The 18,461-nt window shown below is 43.4% G+C and carries 17 protein-coding genes; 4 read left to right on the plus strand and 13 right to left on the minus strand.

The features are described from left to right. The first annotated feature begins 75 nt into the window (after positions 1 to 75). Complete coding sequence (locus VIN08_RS23980) at positions 76 to 627, plus strand: hypothetical protein (protein ID WP_331970889.1); 552 nt, start codon at positions 76 to 78, stop codon at positions 625 to 627. A gap of 58 nt (positions 628 to 685) precedes the next feature. After that, the gene (locus VIN08_RS23985) at positions 686 to 1,510 is read left to right on the plus strand and encodes a hypothetical protein (protein WP_331970892.1); all 825 of its coding nucleotides are present in this window, start codon (positions 686 to 688) and stop codon (positions 1,508 to 1,510) included. Positions 1,511 to 1,572: 62 nt separating this feature from the next. On the opposite strand, the gene paaC is transcribed toward VIN08_RS23985, so the two are convergent. Together paaC and VIN08_RS23995 are read right to left on the minus strand one after the other, a co-directional pair. After that, positions 1,573 to 2,328 (minus strand): 1,2-phenylacetyl-CoA epoxidase subunit PaaC, encoded by a 756-nt coding sequence (paaC, locus tag VIN08_RS23990; RefSeq protein ID WP_331970895.1) that lies wholly within the window; start codon positions 2,326 to 2,328, stop codon positions 1,573 to 1,575. Positions 2,329 to 2,345: 17 nt separating this feature from the next. Continuing rightward, positions 2,346 to 2,936, minus strand: coding sequence for a phenylacetic acid degradation b (locus VIN08_RS23995; RefSeq protein ID WP_331970898.1), 591 nt, complete (start codon positions 2,934 to 2,936; stop codon positions 2,346 to 2,348). Between the two features lie 197 nt (positions 2,937 to 3,133). On the opposite strand from VIN08_RS23995, the gene VIN08_RS24000 reads away from it, so the two are divergent. Next, on the plus strand, positions 3,134 to 3,379 hold the full coding sequence (locus VIN08_RS24000) for a hypothetical protein (protein ID WP_331970901.1): 246 nt from the start codon (positions 3,134 to 3,136) through the stop codon (positions 3,377 to 3,379). A gap of 8 nt (positions 3,380 to 3,387) precedes the next feature. Here the strand turns inward: VIN08_RS24000 and paaA are convergent, their stop codons facing one another. The 9 genes from paaA to VIN08_RS24045 all read right to left on the minus strand — a co-directional run bounded on the left by paaA (position 3,388) and on the right by VIN08_RS24045 (position 12,023). Then, positions 3,388 to 4,374: a 1,2-phenylacetyl-CoA epoxidase subunit PaaA gene (paaA, locus tag VIN08_RS24005; RefSeq protein WP_331970904.1), complete on the minus strand. Its 987-nt coding sequence runs from the start codon at positions 4,372 to 4,374 to the stop codon at positions 3,388 to 3,390. Positions 4,375 to 4,491: 117 nt separating this feature from the next. Further along, complete coding sequence (locus VIN08_RS24010; RefSeq protein WP_331970907.1) at positions 4,492 to 5,085, minus strand: TetR/AcrR family transcriptional regulator; 594 nt, start codon at positions 5,083 to 5,085, stop codon at positions 4,492 to 4,494. A 204-nt stretch (positions 5,086 to 5,289) separates the two neighbouring features. Then, entirely contained in the window at positions 5,290 to 6,285 is a 996-nt protein-coding gene (locus tag VIN08_RS24015; protein ID WP_331970910.1) for a hypothetical protein, read from the minus strand. Positions 6,286 to 6,291: 6 nt separating this feature from the next. Further along, on the minus strand, positions 6,292 to 7,059 hold the full coding sequence (locus VIN08_RS24020; RefSeq protein WP_331970913.1) for a hypothetical protein: 768 nt from the start codon (positions 7,057 to 7,059) through the stop codon (positions 6,292 to 6,294). Then, entirely contained in the window at positions 7,043 to 7,630 is a 588-nt protein-coding gene (locus tag VIN08_RS24025; RefSeq protein WP_331970916.1) for a sigma-70 family RNA polymerase sigma factor, read from the minus strand. Before VIN08_RS24025 ends, VIN08_RS24020 begins: the two co-directional genes overlap by 17 nt. 270 nt (positions 7,631 to 7,900) lie before the next feature. Further along, positions 7,901 to 8,335: a carboxypeptidase regulatory-like domain-containing protein gene (locus VIN08_RS24030; RefSeq protein WP_331970919.1), complete on the minus strand. Its 435-nt coding sequence runs from the start codon at positions 8,333 to 8,335 to the stop codon at positions 7,901 to 7,903. A gap of 198 nt (positions 8,336 to 8,533) precedes the next feature. After that, positions 8,534 to 9,157 carry a hypothetical protein gene (locus VIN08_RS24035; protein ID WP_331970921.1) on the minus strand — a complete coding sequence of 208 codons (624 nt, stop codon included), beginning with the start codon at positions 9,155 to 9,157 and terminating at the stop codon, positions 8,534 to 8,536. A 96-nt stretch (positions 9,158 to 9,253) separates the two neighbouring features. Further along, positions 9,254 to 11,656 carry a PspC domain-containing protein gene (locus tag VIN08_RS24040; RefSeq protein ID WP_331970924.1) on the minus strand — a complete coding sequence of 801 codons (2,403 nt, stop codon included), beginning with the start codon at positions 11,654 to 11,656 and terminating at the stop codon, positions 9,254 to 9,256. Between the two features lie 31 nt (positions 11,657 to 11,687). Further along, complete coding sequence (locus VIN08_RS24045; protein WP_331970927.1) at positions 11,688 to 12,023, minus strand: PadR family transcriptional regulator; 336 nt, start codon at positions 12,021 to 12,023, stop codon at positions 11,688 to 11,690. Positions 12,024 to 12,218: 195 nt separating this feature from the next. Between VIN08_RS24045 and VIN08_RS24050 the strand changes: the two genes are divergently transcribed. After that, positions 12,219 to 17,135, plus strand: a complete 4,917-nt coding sequence (locus VIN08_RS24050; protein ID WP_331970930.1) for a C25 family cysteine peptidase — start codon at positions 12,219 to 12,221, stop codon at positions 17,133 to 17,135. Between the two features lie 62 nt (positions 17,136 to 17,197). Here the strand turns inward: VIN08_RS24050 and VIN08_RS24055 are convergent, their stop codons facing one another. Both VIN08_RS24055 and paaD read right to left on the minus strand, forming a co-directional pair. Beyond that, positions 17,198 to 17,806 carry a LemA family protein gene (locus tag VIN08_RS24055; protein ID WP_331970933.1) on the minus strand — a complete coding sequence of 203 codons (609 nt, stop codon included), beginning with the start codon at positions 17,804 to 17,806 and terminating at the stop codon, positions 17,198 to 17,200. A 167-nt stretch (positions 17,807 to 17,973) separates the two neighbouring features. Beyond that, positions 17,974 to 18,456 (minus strand): 1,2-phenylacetyl-CoA epoxidase subunit PaaD, encoded by a 483-nt coding sequence (gene paaD, locus VIN08_RS24060; protein WP_331970936.1) that lies wholly within the window; start codon positions 18,454 to 18,456, stop codon positions 17,974 to 17,976. Positions 18,457 to 18,461 lie beyond the last annotated feature (5 nt).

Below are 18,461 nucleotides of genomic sequence, written 5' to 3' on the forward strand. Positions count from 1 at the left end.
AAGAGAACGGAAGCGGATTGATGGCGTATGGCGATTAAATAGTTAGATTACATATATAAGTTTTACATACCTTCAATGCGCAACCTGATATATACCTGTATTGCTATAATATTTCTTAGTTCCTGCTCGAGTGTTTCTAAAACTACCTATAAGGATGCAGGAGTATATTTTGAAATAACACCGGAGTTTAAAATTGGAAAGAAAACAACGTGGAAGAGAAACCATGTAACGTATATACCTATTTATTTAAAGGATGAAGAAGTATATGCCAAGTTCTCTTTCGTTTGGCTCCCAACCAAGTCCGATCTTGATTGGGAGCTTCGGAACTATACGGATGCCTTGAAGTCTGTTTATAAGCCTGAAGAATTGGGTGACCTGATGTTTAGTGAAATAAAGTCTACCAACTTTGGAGCTCATACTGCACGCCAAATAGATTACAGAAAGGCCAGCGATGGGCCAAGAGTAGGATCGTACATTGCATTTCACTGCGACAGTTCTACTGTTGTTATTGGATATCACACTACCGTGGAAGGCATGGCTGCAATTAATAGATGTCGTGACTTAATGGAGAAGACGTATTATTGTATTCAAAATGAGAGTAGTAAAACTAAATTGATTATAGAATAATGTTTCTTGTATTGTTGTTAAAATTGTTACCATGAGACTGCTTCTTATTTATATAGTGTTGTCATCAACGTTCAGTATTGGTAACTGCCAGCTATTTTATTTTCATACCAGGAAGGATGCTGTTAAAGATCATTCCCGGAAAGAAAAACAATTGAGGAAATTGAAGGGTATAGATTTACCTTTTCCCTATGGATGTGTGTGGTTAGAGGATTCTTCTTTTATTGGGTTTGCTGAGGTAACGGTAGATTTGTGGGCAATGGATTATGGCTCCAGGTTTGATACTACGTTGGCGCGGTCTGAAGAGATCTCGATTCTTATGAATTATAATGTCGACTCAGTTTATTCGACCAAAAGCAGAGTTGCTTATAAGGATTTCTTGCGGCATTCATTGTTACTGTCGACAAATATGTTGTATGTGGGTAAGGTGGAACGTCCGCTGGTTTTTACAGACTCTGCCGGAATTTTTAGTTATATACAGTTTCTCAATAAAGAGATCAATTCAATTATAGAGCAGCGAAAAGAACATTGGTGCTGGCGTAAATTTTCGGACAGGCAATTGCAGGTTACTTATTCGTTGTTGACGTTGGAGGATTACCTTCTCGCTTTAAAAAATTATAAGCGTTGGACTCCCACTGTAGAGGTAACTGAAGGTGTGAATGGTGAAGTGCCGGTTCCTATAGGGATATACGCAAATTATAAGGGAAGCGAACAAGCTACAGGGCTTTTGAACAATGCTTCAGAAATTATAGTGTATAACGATCGGCTCTATGTTATATACAATGTTCAGCCTGATAAGATATTAATCACCAGGTTTACTGCTCCGGATTATCACATTGGTTTTCGGATTAAATGTAAAGTGAGTAAGAGAGATATAGGTTCGTGACCTATTATATATATGAAGGATGTCTTTCCCGGCAGCTAGAAACCAGCGTCCTGGAGCTTCTCTCACCATTCTGCTAACGGATCGATCCTGAATACTTCCGACATTTCATCCAGCAATGGCTGAAGGTGTTCGGTGTGTTTTCCCTGGCGTCCACCGGCTATAGGAGAGACGGATTGCCACGAAGGTAATTGCAAGCTTGTTTGTTGTATAATTTTTTCTACCTGCAGCTTCCATTGTTCACACAAAGCTTGTTCTCCGGCAAATATACCGGTATTGATCAGCTCGACTTCATGTGGTGATGTTTCAAATATACCCAATGCGTAGGGGAGGGCTATATCCAGCGAATGTTGCAGGCGTGTTATACTTTCTTCTGTAGCGGTGCCTAATTTTTTAATCCATGTATTGGCGTGCAGGGTGTGGTAACGTAACTCTCCTTTTATTTTAAGTGCAAGCTCTGCCAGTGGTTGAAATGCAGAGCGACTCAGCATGTCGAAACGAATTGCTTCGGCCGTATCAAAAAGGAAATGACGAATAAGACTGAAGTCGTATTCACCATTGGGCAACTCTACAAAGATGGTGTTATGAAACTGGCTTGCGTTGCGGGTAAACGCTACAGTATCAGGAGCCTGTTCTCCCAGTTGATGGAGTATCTGGTATAGCGCATAGCTTTGCCCGATTTTGTCCTGCGCCATAGAAGAGAAGGCTATATCTTCTTCCAGCAAAGGGCCAAAGCCGGTCCACTCAGAATTACGGTGACCGAGTATAAGCTGGTCATCGGCTATTTTATAGAGAAGTTCTTTGATCGCTATATCGCTCATATAGTAAAGATATATAGTTATGAAGTGGAGCGTTCCAGGAATGATTTCAGTTTATCGCCACCTTTGTAATCAGATGCATCGCGGAATTTTTTCTCCGGTAATGTATTCCATAGGTCTTTTTCTTCGGGTGAAGTAAAGCGTATGTCGCTGGTGCGAATAGCCCAGATGTTGTATACAACTTTGTCGGTTGCAAATTTCTGTCGCGCTATAGCCATTGCTTCGGCTGGTGTTGCCGCTTCAACCGTTCCAGCATGAACGTGCTGTTTGCCGCGTTTCAACAGGTGGTATATTTCAAAGGAAGTTTTCGTTTTCTGCGAGGCGGGTATATCTTTAATCAAGGTATATACATTGGTGTCGCCTTCGGTAGTTGGCGATATATATACCTGACGCGTATCTACTACGTAAAGAGAAGTGCAGGTAAATCTGCGCGTAAAGGCTTCTTTGGCGAGTACATAAGCGAGTTCCAGGTCGGGTGCATGTACAGCTCCCTCATGCTGAAAAGGTTTTCCTTCCTTTGGCTGCACAAAAACTTCAAATGTACCAAACTGATCTAAGGCTGCCTTTGGCACAATTATACCGGCCTGCCCCACCGCCGGCAACCTGTTCACTCTGGGATCTAATGACTCCACTTGTATATAGCTTTAAATTATACCCTATAATCTTTCAATATTCGAATCTTCCAATCTTCTAATTTTTCAATCTTATATAATATTGCCACCTTTCAATCTCATAATTTCTCCATACTCCAATTTCCTGCTTTTAGAAAAACTTATTCCTTCGTATTATCGTTTCCCACTTTACCACCATGAAGTACCTTGACTTTCTTTTAGCGCTGGATACCCTTTACCGGTATTATCCGAAGTATCATTCGAACGAGTTGTTCGTGCTGGCGGATGATATCTGGAAGTGGATGAACAATGAGTTGCCGGAAGACAGCAGTACATTGATATATCTGAAAAGCTGTTATAACTCGCCTTCGGAAGCTATATCGGCAGTATGGAAAGAGATCGTTCTGATCACCGGCTCATTAGCTGCATTCCGAAGAAACTGATACATCGTTTATGCCAATGGTGTTACATACGCGGCTTTCGATGAACGCAACGCTTCACGCACCCACTTGCCTCGCTCTTCGGCAATTCTTCTCACTTCCAGTCTTTCTTTATTGCATGGTCCATCGCCATTAATTACTCTTTTAAATTCTTCCCAGTCAGGTTCGGTATACTCCCAGCGACCTGTCTCCATATTTTTCTTCAGGTTTGGATCAGGTATAGTAAAGCCGAGTTCCCATATCTTGGGTACATACATATCGAGAAACTGATTCCTTGTATCATCGTTAGTCGACATCTTTACCTTCCACTTCATTAGCACCGCGGTGTGTGTTGAGATTTTATCAGCGGGTCCGAAGAAGTGCATCATTGGAGTCCACCACCGGTTAATTGCTTCCTGAAACATTTGTCGTTGCTTGTCTGTGCCGGCGGCCAGGTATATAACACAGTGATGACCGTACTTGAGGTGAAAGGATTCTTCTGCGCAGATACGATCGAGTGCTCTGCAATACGGGCCATAACTTCCTTTTGCATTGGCGAGTTGATTAACGATAGCACCCGCATCAACAAGCCACGATATAAAGCAGGCATCAGCCCAGGTATAGGCCGGGTAGTTAAAGATGTTGGAGTATTTGGATTTACCGGTGATGAGATCATCGATCATCGTTTCGCGCGATTTACCGAGTGTCTCTGCCGCGCTATAAAGAAGCTGTGCATGACCGACTTCATCCTGCACTTTGGCCATGAGTGCGAGCTTACGTTTGAAGCCAGGCGCACGTGTGATCCATGTGCCTTCGGGTAATGCACCGATGATTTCACTGTGCGCATGCTGCTCGATCATACGGATGAGTTGCTTCCGGTATAGATCCGGCATCCAATCGGAAGGTTCTATTTTTTCACCGCGTTCAATGCGGGCTTCAAATGCTGCAAGCAACACAGGGTCTTCCGACTGCAAACTATCGGTCTTGACACCTTCGAATGTATTTCCTCCACCGTACATAGCTCTTAACCGTTATTCGTGAATGGTTAATCATTATCCGTTTAGCTGTTAACGAATAACTTCCCTCAGGCTATTTACGACTAAAAAATGTTAATACAAACGATTGTTAGCTTAAAATCAGGCGTTTTTCTTTAAACCGTTCACCAGCATGTCGGCCAATTGGAAACCGAGTTGGGAAGGGTCGATAGCGGAATCCGGATCGTACCACATCGGCATCCAGTTCAATGACGAGAAGAGCGTCATTACGGCAAGTTTCTTATCGATCGTATCTTTAAACTCACCTGTTCTTACACCTTGTTCAATGATGCTCTTGAAGCGATTTATATAGTTGATGCGCATCAGCAGGAAGTCGCGCAGATAAGGCTGGCTCAAGTGCCGGTGCTCGTTCATAAATACGGCAGATGCTGTAAGATCTTTTGCCATCACCTGAATGTGGCCGATAATTCCATTGCGAAGTTTTTCACTGGCCGATACATCTTTACTTTCAACTTCGGCAAGTGACTTTTGAAATTCAGCAGCCATATCAAAACAAAGGCTGCGAAGTATTTCTTCTTTTGATTTGATGTGCGAGTATAAACTGGCGGCTTCTATACCCAACAACTGGGCGAGGTCGCGCATCGAAGCAGCAGCATATCCTTTATCTTTAAAAAGCTCCGCTGCTTTTCTGATCACTTGTTCTTTCCTCGATAAATTTGAAATAGCTTCACTCATAGTTCGATGGACAATTACCTAAAGTTACTAAATATCAATTCACCTTAAAAGTAGTATTAGAAATGGTGCATCGAAAGAAGTTGCCGAAAAATTAGAAAGTTAATTTACAAGTTGAGTAACGAGTGTTAGTTATAACAATGCCCGAGCGACTTTAGTTTATAGCGCTCGGGCATTGAGTAAAAATCAGAGGTGAAAATGTAGTGACTAAAAAATCACACCAAAGCTGAAGGCATTAAGTTTAGGTCCTTTACCTGCTTCAAACAATTCGTTGATATCATAGTTGAAGAAAAGATCAGTAGAGCGATAGCCTATCTGCAAGCGCGCGCCATATCGAAAATTGTTCAGATAAAAACTGTCGCGATTCTTTTCCTTCTCACGATCGCCATCATCTTTATATACCATCTTTGAATGACTGCCTACGCGATAACCTATATAGGGACCTATACCGATGCGAAATGAATCTCCATCGCCTTCCCACATTCTGGCTTTGCGACTGTTATCGCCAAAGTCGATTATCGGTATAAGTGATGCGGTTATATAGGATGCTGTAAGTTTACTCTTGATATAGTGGTAATCGCGTGTGTCTTGTATAAACTGTATACCATTATCATCTTTCTGAATGAATGTATTATCGTTTTCAAATTTGAAATTATACCAGCTCATACCAAGGCCCCATTCGAGGAAGAAATTTTTGCCTAGCCTTGACCGTTGTATAGATGACAAGCCAACATACCACGATCCCCACGGCCGCACAGAATAATTGGCATTGCTGGACGGAAACTTTCCATTCTCCAGGTAATTGTTTGTGCCGAGATCGAAGTTGAATGATTGCCAGGTGCGGCCCCAACGTCTGCTGGGTGTAATGTCTACATTCCAGTCGCGACCATTATCATCACCCCCGATATGATTTTTGTCATCTCCTTCGCGTGTCCAGTATACTTCTTCGCTATCACCTTGTTTGCGTGTAGTGTCGCGTTGTGCGAGCGCTGTAGTATCGTTGTTCTCCAGCTTGGTAATAATGTTCTTAAACAGATCATTATAGTTATAGTTCTTCAATACCTCCAGGTCTTTACGATCTCCTATCGTGAAGATCACCCGGCTGGTTTTACCTAACTCAACTATTACGGTGTCGCGCTTTTGTTGTGCCTGCACGGTAATGGCCAGTAGGGATATCGTTGCAATCAGAAATGTTTTTCTCATACTTCATTACTTGTTTTGTCCACGTTTTTCATTTTTAAAATTCAGCGCCAGAATTTCATTTTTCTTCTGCCGCAGTTCGCCAAAAGGATCCTGGTTGTTTTTCAGATCCTGTGCTTTCTGCAACAGCTTCTTAAACGTAGATGGCTTATCATCTTCATCGGTTGCTTCGTCTGAAACATTTTTATTTAAATAGTTATCTGTTTCGGCAGCAGTAATTACGATGGTGATGCTTTTTTGCTGTGAAGTATATACGGGTTCGTTCTGCGCTATAGCAGGTTCTGTTGTTGCTATAACAGGTTGTGTAGTGCTTTCGGTTTTCTCGTATGGTGCAGGTATAGCTTCCGCCAATTTCTGTTTAGGTTCTTCTGCTATACTCTTGGGTATATACTTTTCAGACGTTGTCTGCGAGTGTACCTGTGCTGATGATTTAGCCGTATATATAGGGGGCTTTACCTGTTCTGTTTTCTCAGCAGCAGGGTCATTGTTCGGTATAGACGGTATCTGTTCTGTTAATGCTGGTTTGTGATCCGGTTTAGCGTGTGGTGTTTCTGCTACAGGTTGTGTTGTTGGTGTAGTGCGATTTCCTCCTGCAGATAACCAAAGTATATATCCTGCTACCATCAGTACGAGCAATGATGCAGCAACTTTCCACCAGAGGCCTTTATTATCTTTCTTGTCAAGTCCAGCCTCTATCCTGTCCCACGCACTGGCAGGAGCAGGTCTGGAAAAACTTTCCAGTCTTTCGCGAAATAATTTGTCAGGTTGCTGATTCATCGTTCATGATTTTTTGATTCGACATCCAATCGTGCTCCACTAATTTCTTCTGCAGGTAAACACGCGCGCGACTCAACTGCGACTTAGATGTGTTTTCACTGATGCCTAATTGTTCTGCTATTTCTTTATGCGAGTAGCCATCGATGGCATACATGTTAAAGACAATTCTATAACCGGCCGGTAACTCCTGTATCAGGTTGAGAAGGTCTTCTGTTTCGAGGTGATCGCTGAGGTTATCGTAGTCCGGTTCGCGATCGGCTTGTTCCAGGTCGGTCTCCAGGTACATCGACCGGTTTCTGCGAAGGTGTGTCAAGGCTTCATTTACGATGATCCTACGGATCCATCCTTCAAAGCTTCCTTCATTTTTAAATTGTTCAATCTTGTCGAACACCTTCATGAAAGCTGTAACGAGAATGTCTTCAGCTTCCATAGAATCTTTGACATACCGGTAGCATAGTCCATACATTTTGGACGAATAGGTGTCGTACAGGCGTTTCTGAGCGTTTCGATCGCGCTTCAGACATCCCTGGATCAACTCATGTTCTTTTGCCCGGTAAATTTTTAATTCCATTTAATGGTTCTGGCTCCAAGATGCTTATACGTTGCCAGAGGTTGCATGGGCGAATGCAGATTTTTTTAAATGCTGTTAGAAGGCTGAGAATTAAGCGGAAAGTGTAAAGTTGAAAGCCCTAGCTCACCCCCACGATTAACTTGTAACAGTTAATGAATAACAAAAACTGAATATCGTGTAACGAATGATGGTTAACGATTAACTGAAATTGAATATCGAACAGGGAACATCGATTAGCGAATGATGAAGTAAAGGGGAGATACAGCTAATTCAATATGCGGCCTGGTAATCTACGGTGATGGTGATCCAGGAATATTTCCGGGGTTTGACGGATACGCAGTTGATGCAGCCGTTGCCATCGTAGAGGTTGGCGAAGAGGCCCTGATCTTCTTTTACAAAGACGGAATATTTTCCTTCCGGGAGTTTTACTTTGAAGGAGCCATCTTTATCGCTGATAACTTTTGCTACAAGAGTTGTTGAGATATTGGAGAAGAAGCCGTTCTGCTGGGTGGCATCCTGTAATCTGGTAGCATTGTAGATATAGATTTCGCGCACAATTCCTTGTTGTGGCGTTTTTACTTGCTGATCCGGACCAGGCATTTGATTTCCACTTACCCAAAATACCTGACCGCGAACGCCTTGCTTCTGGGCCTGTGCACTAAAGAGTAAACTTACCAGTGTGGTGAGCAGGAGAAGTTTTCTCATATCCTAATTTACAAAATTCTAAGATCGTTATCCACGGTTAGCGTTGCTGCCAAACAGTAAGTAATGTTACTATAAATCAGGAATACGAACAGCTCTGCTTTAAAAGAATTAGATAATCAGGCACATTAGATAGACCAATATCATTAATAAAAAGATGATCATGGAGTTAAAGGGGATTAAGGTTCTACAAGATCTATACTATATGGAAGACGAATGGTTAAACAGTTTCTTTTGCAAGAGCATGTTTCCGATATACAAAAGCGGTATAGCCAGGATAAAATCGGTGGTTAGTGCTATCCACATAATTTTGGGTATACGTCCGGCCGGAAATAGCACTGCACCCATGCACAACATAACCGCTACCCAAAGAGGTACGGATTTCTTGCGCAGATAGTTTATACTCAGCACGAGTAAACTTAACGGAAACAGCGGCCCGGGCCAGAACAAAACGAAATTGAATGCCAGCGGATAGGCAGAAAATGCCTGACGCTTTTGCTCACCTGATATACTGAAGATCTCACGGTAATAGGCTTCAAAGCCAAAGTTATTTCCTCCTATACATCCGTAGATGGCAATCATTAATCCTAGTAATGCATATACGGGCATTTCGTCACGGAGCAAACTGAATAATCCGATAAAAGCCGGTATCCAGAATATAGTGGCGAGTATAATGCAGGTGCCGCCTATAATACCGGCTTCGCCCTGCTGCCAGAAAAGTGTGCCGACAATAGTGATAGCCGGTGCGATCAGCAGCGACATTCCCCATAGCTTGCGTTCCAATGCCTGGTAGCGAAGTGGATGCGAATTGGATGACAGGATCATATCGGTTGTGTTTGAAGTTGCCGGTATAGATCGAACACAGGGAAATACCATCTATAGTATAGGGGAAGCGTGGAAACTTCCCCTATATATTCAATATCAATGATCGCGCTTGGTAACATTCGGATGGCCGCGATAATCGATATCGCTGGCTATTCCTTCTTCCATTTCGAGGTGTTCGGTAACATTTACCTTGGCTGAAGATGCCCCGTTCACTTCTACAACTGCATCGCGCACTTCAAAACTATAGGCGCGCAGAGTGGATGCTCCCTGTATAGTAGCTTCCAGTGTGTTGGCTTTTCCTTCCAGCGACACCTGAGACGCACCACTCAGATGCAAGGTTACAGCTTCGGCATCGGCTTCGCCCTTTACATCTACGGCTCCTACTACATCTATATCCAGTTCGTTAGATTTAAATTCTTTGAAGCTGATCTTGCCCGCACCTTTCGCTTTTAACTTTTCAAGCTGTGGCATGGTAATGTTGATCTTCATTTGATCGATGTCGAGGAGATCTTTTCCCCAATGAACACCGCGCTCATCGTTATAGTCGATCACCAATGTATTGCCTTCGCGCTCAATCTTATACTTCTCCTTTTCGCTTTCAGGTCCAGTCAGTTCCACCAAGTATTCATCACCTTGTGTAATGCGTACATCGAACAAGCCGCTTACTTCTACTTCGCTGAAATCAGATAAACTATATTGATTGCTCGTTTCTTCTTTTGTTTCCGGATCACCTTCTGCTACCGGACACGTAAGACAATCCAGGCCTTTCGGAGTCATGCGCCAGGTTTCTCCATCCAGGTAATCGCCATCCACGTATTGTGTAATGAAGCGGCTAACATCTTCTGTCATCGTAAACGGAAAATCGTACGGTATATATAGTGTCATCTGCAAGCGCTGTGCACGGAATATAGCGTCTTTCTTAAAGAGTATATTTGAGTCGAAAGTGAATACTGAATCCTGAACATTTACGCTATAGTCTACCATCTGTGCATTCTCAATGGCTTTTTGGCGTGTGCTGCCCTGGGCCTGAAATTCCTGCACCAGTTTAAAATCCTTGCCATCATATCCTTTCAGCGCGAGTGAAGTTTCACGGTAATTATCCATGCCTACTTCGTGTAATTGGAGCGCAGCTTTTTTGCCGGTTACGTGATAGGTGTTCTCTAATTTATAGGTGCCATTTTCTTTAAAGGTATATACGATCTGTGGTATACCGATGCTCAGCATAACAACGCTGACAAAGAACAGCACAAACATCGTCCACCCGGCTGCAGCACTGAATACAATTCGTTTGGAGATAATAGATATACCCAACAGTAAAATCATCAGACTTGGTACGAGGCACGCTATAAATCCGGCTATAGCGATCCAACCCGGAAAGGCACGTGTAATGACATCAACCGGCATACTGAAGTTCTCGCCTTCAATCATCCACGGCATCGAGAAGGCTGTTCCGGAAAATATACCGAATGCTATACCTCCTGATAAGAGTACGGTAAAGGCCAGGGTAATGCCCAGGAATACTACGAATATACCAATGATAACACGTATCGCTTCTACCAGCGGACCAATCACTTTGGCAAGGCCGGAGAGGACCATGGCGATTAACCGAAAGGGAAACAATAATATTTTGGTAGCCGGACTTTCCTCTTTGCCAGTATCAACATTTAGATTTTTTTTTATGGTTGATTCAATGTTCGAGAGCGTTACCGGCTCCCCCTGCATTTGCATGCGATCGGTTAATGTTCTGGCTTCCGGCAGTGCTATCCATAAAACTATATATAGCAGTAAACCAAGGCCACCAACAATGGTAAAGACCACGAACAGTAAACGAATTATTACTACATCTATACCGAAGTATGAGGCTACGCCACCGGCTACACCTCCGAGCACCTTACGCTCCGGGTCGCGAAACATCTTTTTGTCCACAGCAGGCTCATCCAGGGTATACGAACCGGGTACTACGATCCACATCACCAGATATACCACAATGGTTACACCATAAGCAAAAGCCAGCACAGCGAAGAGCAGGCGTATCCACAGCGGATCTATGCTAAAGTAATTTCCGAGACCGGCACATACACCACCCAGTATTTTTCGCTGCTGGTCGCGCATAAGCTGGCGTGAGGGAGTAAAGGTCTTGCCACTCGTGCCGGACGATGAGGTATAGGTATCTTCTGTTTGAGTACTTGAATGGGCGTCTGGCCTGGGCGTTGTACCGTTAAAGGCAGGTTCTTCTACAGCTTTAAAATCGCTTACGCTACCCATGGTGGTGATAAGCGTGTGAACATCTTCTGCAGTGATCACCTGTTTGCCTTCATTCAATTTAGATAAAAAGATTTCGGCAATGCGGCTCTCAATGTCAGCCATGATCTCGCTGCTGTCTTCGAAGGAAGAGAAATATTTGTTGATCGAATCGAGATACTTACGCAGGCTGTCATACCCATCTTCTTCAATGTGAAAGATGATGCCGCTAATGTTGATGCTGATATTCTTTTTCATATAGTCGATAGACGTGAGGAGTTAAAACAAATTAGCTGTTAGACTTAGTCGTGATGGTTTGGGTGGAATGTACAAGTTCATCCCACGTCTCGGTGAGTTTGCTCAAAAATTTACTTCCGCGGTCTGTGAGCTTATAATATTTTCGGGGCGGCCCCGACTTTGATTCGATCCATTTATATTCGAGAAGCCCGGCATTTTTCAGTCGGGTAAGAAGAGGATAGAGCGTACCCTCCACCACAATAATCTTGGCAGCTGTAAGTTCGTCCAGCATATCAGAAGCGTAAACTTCGCCCCGCGAAATAATGTGGAGGATGCAATATTCCAAAATGCCCTTTCTCATCTGTACTTGCGCGTTTTCTAGGTTCATACATCCCAGTTTATAAGTTCAATATAGTTCCTTATACGGATAAGTACTATGTATGGCCAAGTACTTTACTAAAATTTTTTACTTTTCTTATAGAATCTTGATTTTTAGGTATTTACTTCAAACCGGAGGTTCGTATGTAACTTTGGTAGGGCAGAGGATTAAGATTTAGGAGCTGATAAAATCAAAAAAGTTTTAATGAATCGTTTTTTAACAGCGTGGCTGATTTTCACGGCAGTTCTCCAGGGGAGGGCACAAGTTGGCAATGAATGGATCGAATACAACCAGCCTTACTTTAAGATTCCAACAGCACAAAACGGTATTTACCGGTTAGATTACAACACGCTGCAGACAGCAGGATTCCCGGTAGGTTCTGTCGATCCGAAGAAGATCCGGGTATTTCATCGCGGAACCGAACAAGCTATATATATAGAGGGTGAAGGCGATGGACAATTCGACACCTCTGACTTTATTGAATTTTACGGAACGCGAAACGATGGTACACTCGATGCCGATCTATACCGGCCATCGTCTCTGCAACCACACAAGTACTATAATTTATATACCGATACGACCAGCTACTTCTTAACAATCAGTTCGCTCTCCGGAAAGCGTATGGTATCTTTTTCGGAAGCCAATGGAGGAATGAGTGCTGATGCCTATCACTTTGATGAGAAACTGCTGGTATTTACCAGTCAGTATTCGAGTGGTACTGATTACACGATTGAAGTACAAAATAGTTATTTTGATCAGGGAGAGGGATGGACAGGCAACCAGATCGTGCAGACCCAATTCATCGACTATACATTTACGGATGTAACCAATACAGTGACTACGGCACCTGTTCCTCAACTGGAAATGGTAATGGTGGGGCGAGGCCCGATGGACCACGTGGCTGAAATATATGTAGGTGCAGGGCAACGATTGTTGACCACAGTCAATTTCAGTAGTTATGATTTCTATACGCTTTCGCAAAGTTTACTTTGGACCGATATAGCAGCAGATGGTACGCTTACGGTAAGAGTAAAAGTAATTGGATCGGGAGGGTCAGACAGATTGAGTGTATCGGCCATGAAGCTTCGCTATGCGCAGCAGGTAAATGCAGCATCACGAACAGAGAAAGTTTTTAATCTGCAGCCTAATGCGAGCGACAAATCCTATATAGAGATACAAAATCCTTCTGCAGGTCTGCGCTTGTTTGATATAACAGATAAGGCCAATATAGTAAAGATCGGCACTACAGCCTCGTCAACACTCAACGCAGTGGTTCCTTCTACCAGTACTTCGCGAACGATCTATGCAACAGCAACAACTTTATCGCCTGCTAAAATTGTTCCGGTAACATTCCGGTCTATCAATCCTGCATCGCACAACTATATCATAATCAGTCACCCGATGTTGCGCGCGCCAGCCTCGGGCTATAGCGATCCGGTAAAAGCGTACGCTGCGTATAGGGCCTCCGATGCAGGAGGAAACTTTGATACCCTGGTAGTGAACATCGGCCTGTTATACGATGAGTTCAACTATGGTGAAAGTTCGCCACGCGCTATATTTAACTTTATGAAATTTATGGTAGCAACGCATTTGCCTCGCTATCTTTTCTTAATCGGTAAAGGGTTGGATTTAAACTACCAGTATTACCGTAATCCTAATTCATTCACTACCTACAAAGATCTTGTTCCTTCCGGTGGTTATCCCGGATCGGATGCTTTATATACCGCAGGGCTTGCCGGAACAACCGATGATCCTGCCGTGCCCACGGGAAGGATCACGGCCATGAAGCCCGATGATGTAGCAGCGTACCTTAATAAAGTAATAGAAACAGAGGCCCGGCCGCACGATGACCTGCGCAGAAAAAATATACTTCACCTGAGCGGTGGTATAGAAGAAGGTGAGCCTGAATTATTCCGCTCGTACCTGGAAGAATATGCCACCATCGCGAAAGGTTATTATCTCGGTGGCAAAGTATCGGCTATAGCCAAGCACTCAACCGATATTGAACTGATCAATATATCCGAAGAAGTAAATAAAGGTTTAGGGCTTGTTACATTCTTTGGTCACGCTTCGCCCAGCACACTCGACTTTGATGTAGGTTTTGTTACAGACCCTGTGATGGGGTATAACAATGCGGGTAAATATCCGATGCTGCTTATGAATGGATGTAACACCGGATCATTTTTTCTTCCCTTTACTCTTTTTGGTGAAGACTGGGTAATGGCTCCCAACAAAGGTGCTACCGGTTTTATAGCACATAGTGCGTATGGGCTTGTATCAAGCTTGCGACTATATTCTGATTTCTTTTATAAAGTTGGCCTGGGTGACTCCACCTATATTCATAAAGGTATAGGAGATATTCATCGTGAGACTGCCCGCAGACACATTGCTCTCACGGGTTCTTCGCCTATAAGCACAACGCAAGTGCAGCAGATGATCCTGCTGGGCGATCCGGCTGTGCCATTGTTTGGCGTAAGTAAACCTGATCTGGAGATCAACAACAATAATGTTTACCTGGAATCTTTTGATGGTGGACAGATAACAGCACTTACCGATTCGTTTGCATTGCGCATCATTGTGCGAAACTTTGGTCGCGCGCAGCAAGACACAATGCGTGTTGAAGTAAAGCGTTATCTGAATGATAACTCGGTAATTGTTTATGATTCGCTATATCCTTCAACGCTATATAGCGATACGTTGACTTTTATTGTGCGCAAAGGCAGAGAGAACGGCTCGGGTAATAACCGTTTTGAAATTACAGTTGATCCGGACAGTGTTATCAGCGAACTCAGAAAAGATAATAACTCTGCTTCGTATGAACTGCCGATTGCCTTGAATGGAACGATGAATCTATACCCTACGGATTTCTCAATTGTTCATAACAAAGATCTTACACTTTCTTTCCAAACCACAGATTTACTCTCGGGCGAACGGGATTTTCTGGTGGAGGTAGATACGGTAAATACATTTGATAGTCAGTATAAGAAAACCTTTACAGTAAAAGGTACGGTGCTGGCCCGACAGGGTATATCTGTACTTCAGGCCGATACATTGGCGTATTTCTGGCGAACAAAACTGGCACAACCAAAAGCTGGTGAGAGCGACTTATGGACGGAGAGTTCTTTTACCTATATCGACAACGGACCGGAAGGATGGGCGCAGGTACATTTTCAGCAATACATGACTAACGCAACGGTTGGGCTGGTGACGGATGCCACGGCAAGAAAATTAAATTTCCAGGAAACCGTCACTTCAATTGATGTAAAGACGTATGGATCAAATCACCCTGCAAGTTACCTGGATGTGAGTATCAAGATTGGGGGCGCAGAGTATAATTTATATCGCCAGGGATTTGTGTGTCGCGATAATACGATTAACATGATTGCGTTCGATCGCAAATCAACGGTGCCCTATATAGGTGTTCCGTTCAAGTGGTATAATCGGGCAGGTCGTGCGTGCGGCCGTGAACCGTGGGTGATCAACAGCTTTTACTTTACTGAACTGGTCACCGGCAATGGCGATGATATAATAGCGTATGTAGATAACATTGCCGCGGGTGATACCGTAGTGCTCTATAACATTGGCGATGCTTACTTTCAATACTGGCCGGCCGCTGCCAAGTCCAAGCTCGGAGAGCTCGGTATATCCGTAGCGCAGATTAATGCGTTGGCTCCGGGTGAACCGTTTGTTTTTTTCGGAAGAAAGGGTTCGGCACCAGGCACTGCACAGATATATAAAGTAACGGGTACTCCGGTTGACCAGCAGGAGCTGGATGTGAGCCGAACGATTACCGGCAGATATACTTCCGGAACGATGACTTCTAAACTGATAGGCCCTGCACAGGAGTGGAAGAATTTTATAGCCCATGCAAAAGATGTAGAAGCAAACGATGTTGTCAGCTATGATATAGTGGGAGTAAAGATGAATGGCGAAGAAGTTGCCTTGTATCAGGGTATTGCAGAAGATCAGAATCTGTCGGCTATATCGGTAAGCGATTATCCATACCTGAAGGTAGTATATAAAGCAGAAGATGATTTGTCGCTTACAGCGGCACAGCTCAGAAACTGGCTGGTAGTATATACTCCCGTTCCGGAAGGTTTGCTGATCTATAAAGGAACGGCCACACAGGTTGCACTCACCGAAGGAGATATATGGAAAGGTAATTATGGATTCATCAACATCAGTGATAAAACTTTTGCTGACTCGCTCGCTGTTCGGTATGAATTATTCAACGAGAGCAGTCGTACATCACAATCCGAAACACTCAAGATAAAACAGCCTGCACCAGGCGATACAACTGCGTTTGATATAAGCTTTGATACCTCCGGCAAAACAGGGCTGAACGATGTAACGGTATTTGTAAATCCGCATATAGCACCCGAGCAATACTACGATAACAACGTAATGGTATTCTCCAATTACCTGAATGTTTCATTGGATCAGTTTGCTCCGGTACTCGATGTTACCATTGACGACCGACATGTAGCGAATGGTGATTTTGTTTCTGCCAACCCCTATATATTAGTTCGTGTATGGGACGAAAACAGGAAACTATACAAACAGGATTTGCAAGGCATGCGATTGTTTTTGACGTACCCTTGTGCAGATGAAACTTGTACGCCAACTGAAATTGATTTATCAGGTGAGACAGTTACATGGTATGCCGGAAGCGATACATCGGATTTTCGTTTGGAGTTCAAACCGAAAGATTTACCTGCCGGCAAGTATACATTGCGTGTAGAGGCTGCTGATGCACGTAACAATACCAGCGGTACCGATCCCTACCTGGTTGATTTTGTTGTGAGCAGCGAAACTTCCGTAAGTGTATCTGAACCGTACCCGAATCCTTCCGTATCCGATTTTTATTTCCGTGTTACACTGGCAGGTGAATATTTACCCGAGAATTTCAAACTTCAATTGGTAGATGTAAACGGAAAGCTTCTGCATGCTTACTCACAAGATGATGTAGACAGCTTTCACATCGGTATAAACTATCTCAAGTGGAATGGCACTGACCTGGGCGGTAATGTGATGCCGAGTGGCGTATATATCTACAAACTTCAGTTCGTAGTAAATGGAACCCAGGTAACACGCGAAGGCAAGCTGGTGTTACTTCGATAGGTATATACTATAATGATATTGTGAGGAAGGTAGAAAGACTGGATTTGTTCGATATACTATATTTATTCATCCGACACCATCTGAAACATGGGGCGTTTTTCGAGGGATGAATGTGTATCAATGTCTTTAATATCAGCTCTGTATTTTTCAAGGAAGCGATTGTACGTGGCTACAATCGCATCGTATTCTTCTCGATAATTATTTACGCGCTGATCCGCCAACTGAATTTCGTCTGCCAGTTTCTGAAGCGTTGTATTGTAATTGAATTGTGGCTGAGATTCTGCCAATGAAAGTAATTCTGTTACAAGCGAGTTGGAAGCGAAATCATATTCTTCAACTACATCGGTATTGGCCATCGTCTTTTGCGTATAGCGCAGGCGTACTAATTGGTCGAGGCGTTGCTCGTAAGCAGCAAATTCTTCGCTTCGCTCGGGAGACGACACCATCAATTCATGCAGCAGGTTGTGCATGGACTTTATCTTCTGATTATCGTCATAGATCATGATATTCCAGGATTGGAGCATACTGTCTTGCAGTGCCAGGTAATAATCTGTAAGGGAATCGATTCGTGTGAACGTAGTTGTCTGATCTGTGACTACTTTTTTATTATCGCAGTTCCAGCAGATAAAAGCACAACTGGTAATGATAATACCAGATAACAAGGTTCTCATACTTTATAAAAAGGGCTCCAAATGTCAAATACGGTGCAAAGAAATAAAATGTTCTCCTGGTTTTCAGCTATTTATGAGTGAAGTATGTTTTCGGATTGAATTTAATGATTCACTTTCAAATGCAAAAAATCAGGTTTACCAGAAACTCGAGAGCCGCGGTATAGCGGCTAATGTATAGGTTTAAATTGCTCAAAAGCTTCGCTACAGGTGTTGCAATAATGAATGGAGCGGCAAAGGGTGGGGCCAAAAATATTCTTCAATTCAGTATCTGTGCTGTTGCAGCGCGGGCAGGCAACGTGCTCCAGCAAATCTATATCCGGAAATATAGCGGGCTGCGGAGGAGCCAGACCAAACTGTTTTAAGGCCTGTCGTCCCTTTTCCGAGATATTGTCAGATGTCCAGTGTTGATGGAAGTTTACGGTTGTTGTTACAGAAGAAACGCCTTTCGAGGTCAGGGTGCTCTTTATTTCCTGTTGCATAAGGTCTAATGCCGGGCAGCCAACAAAGGTTGGTGTCATTTCAATCGCTACAGAATCGTTGTCAATAACTACAGCAGTTATCACTCCCAGATCTACCAGCGATAGTACCGGTATTTCGGGGTCTTTAACTTCTTCAAGCCATTGGTAAATCTGATCGGAAGTAAATGCCATATACA

The organism is Ohtaekwangia sp. (assembly GCF_036568665.1).
Taxonomy (GTDB): Bacteria; Bacteroidota; Bacteroidia; order Cytophagales; family Cyclobacteriaceae; genus Ohtaekwangia.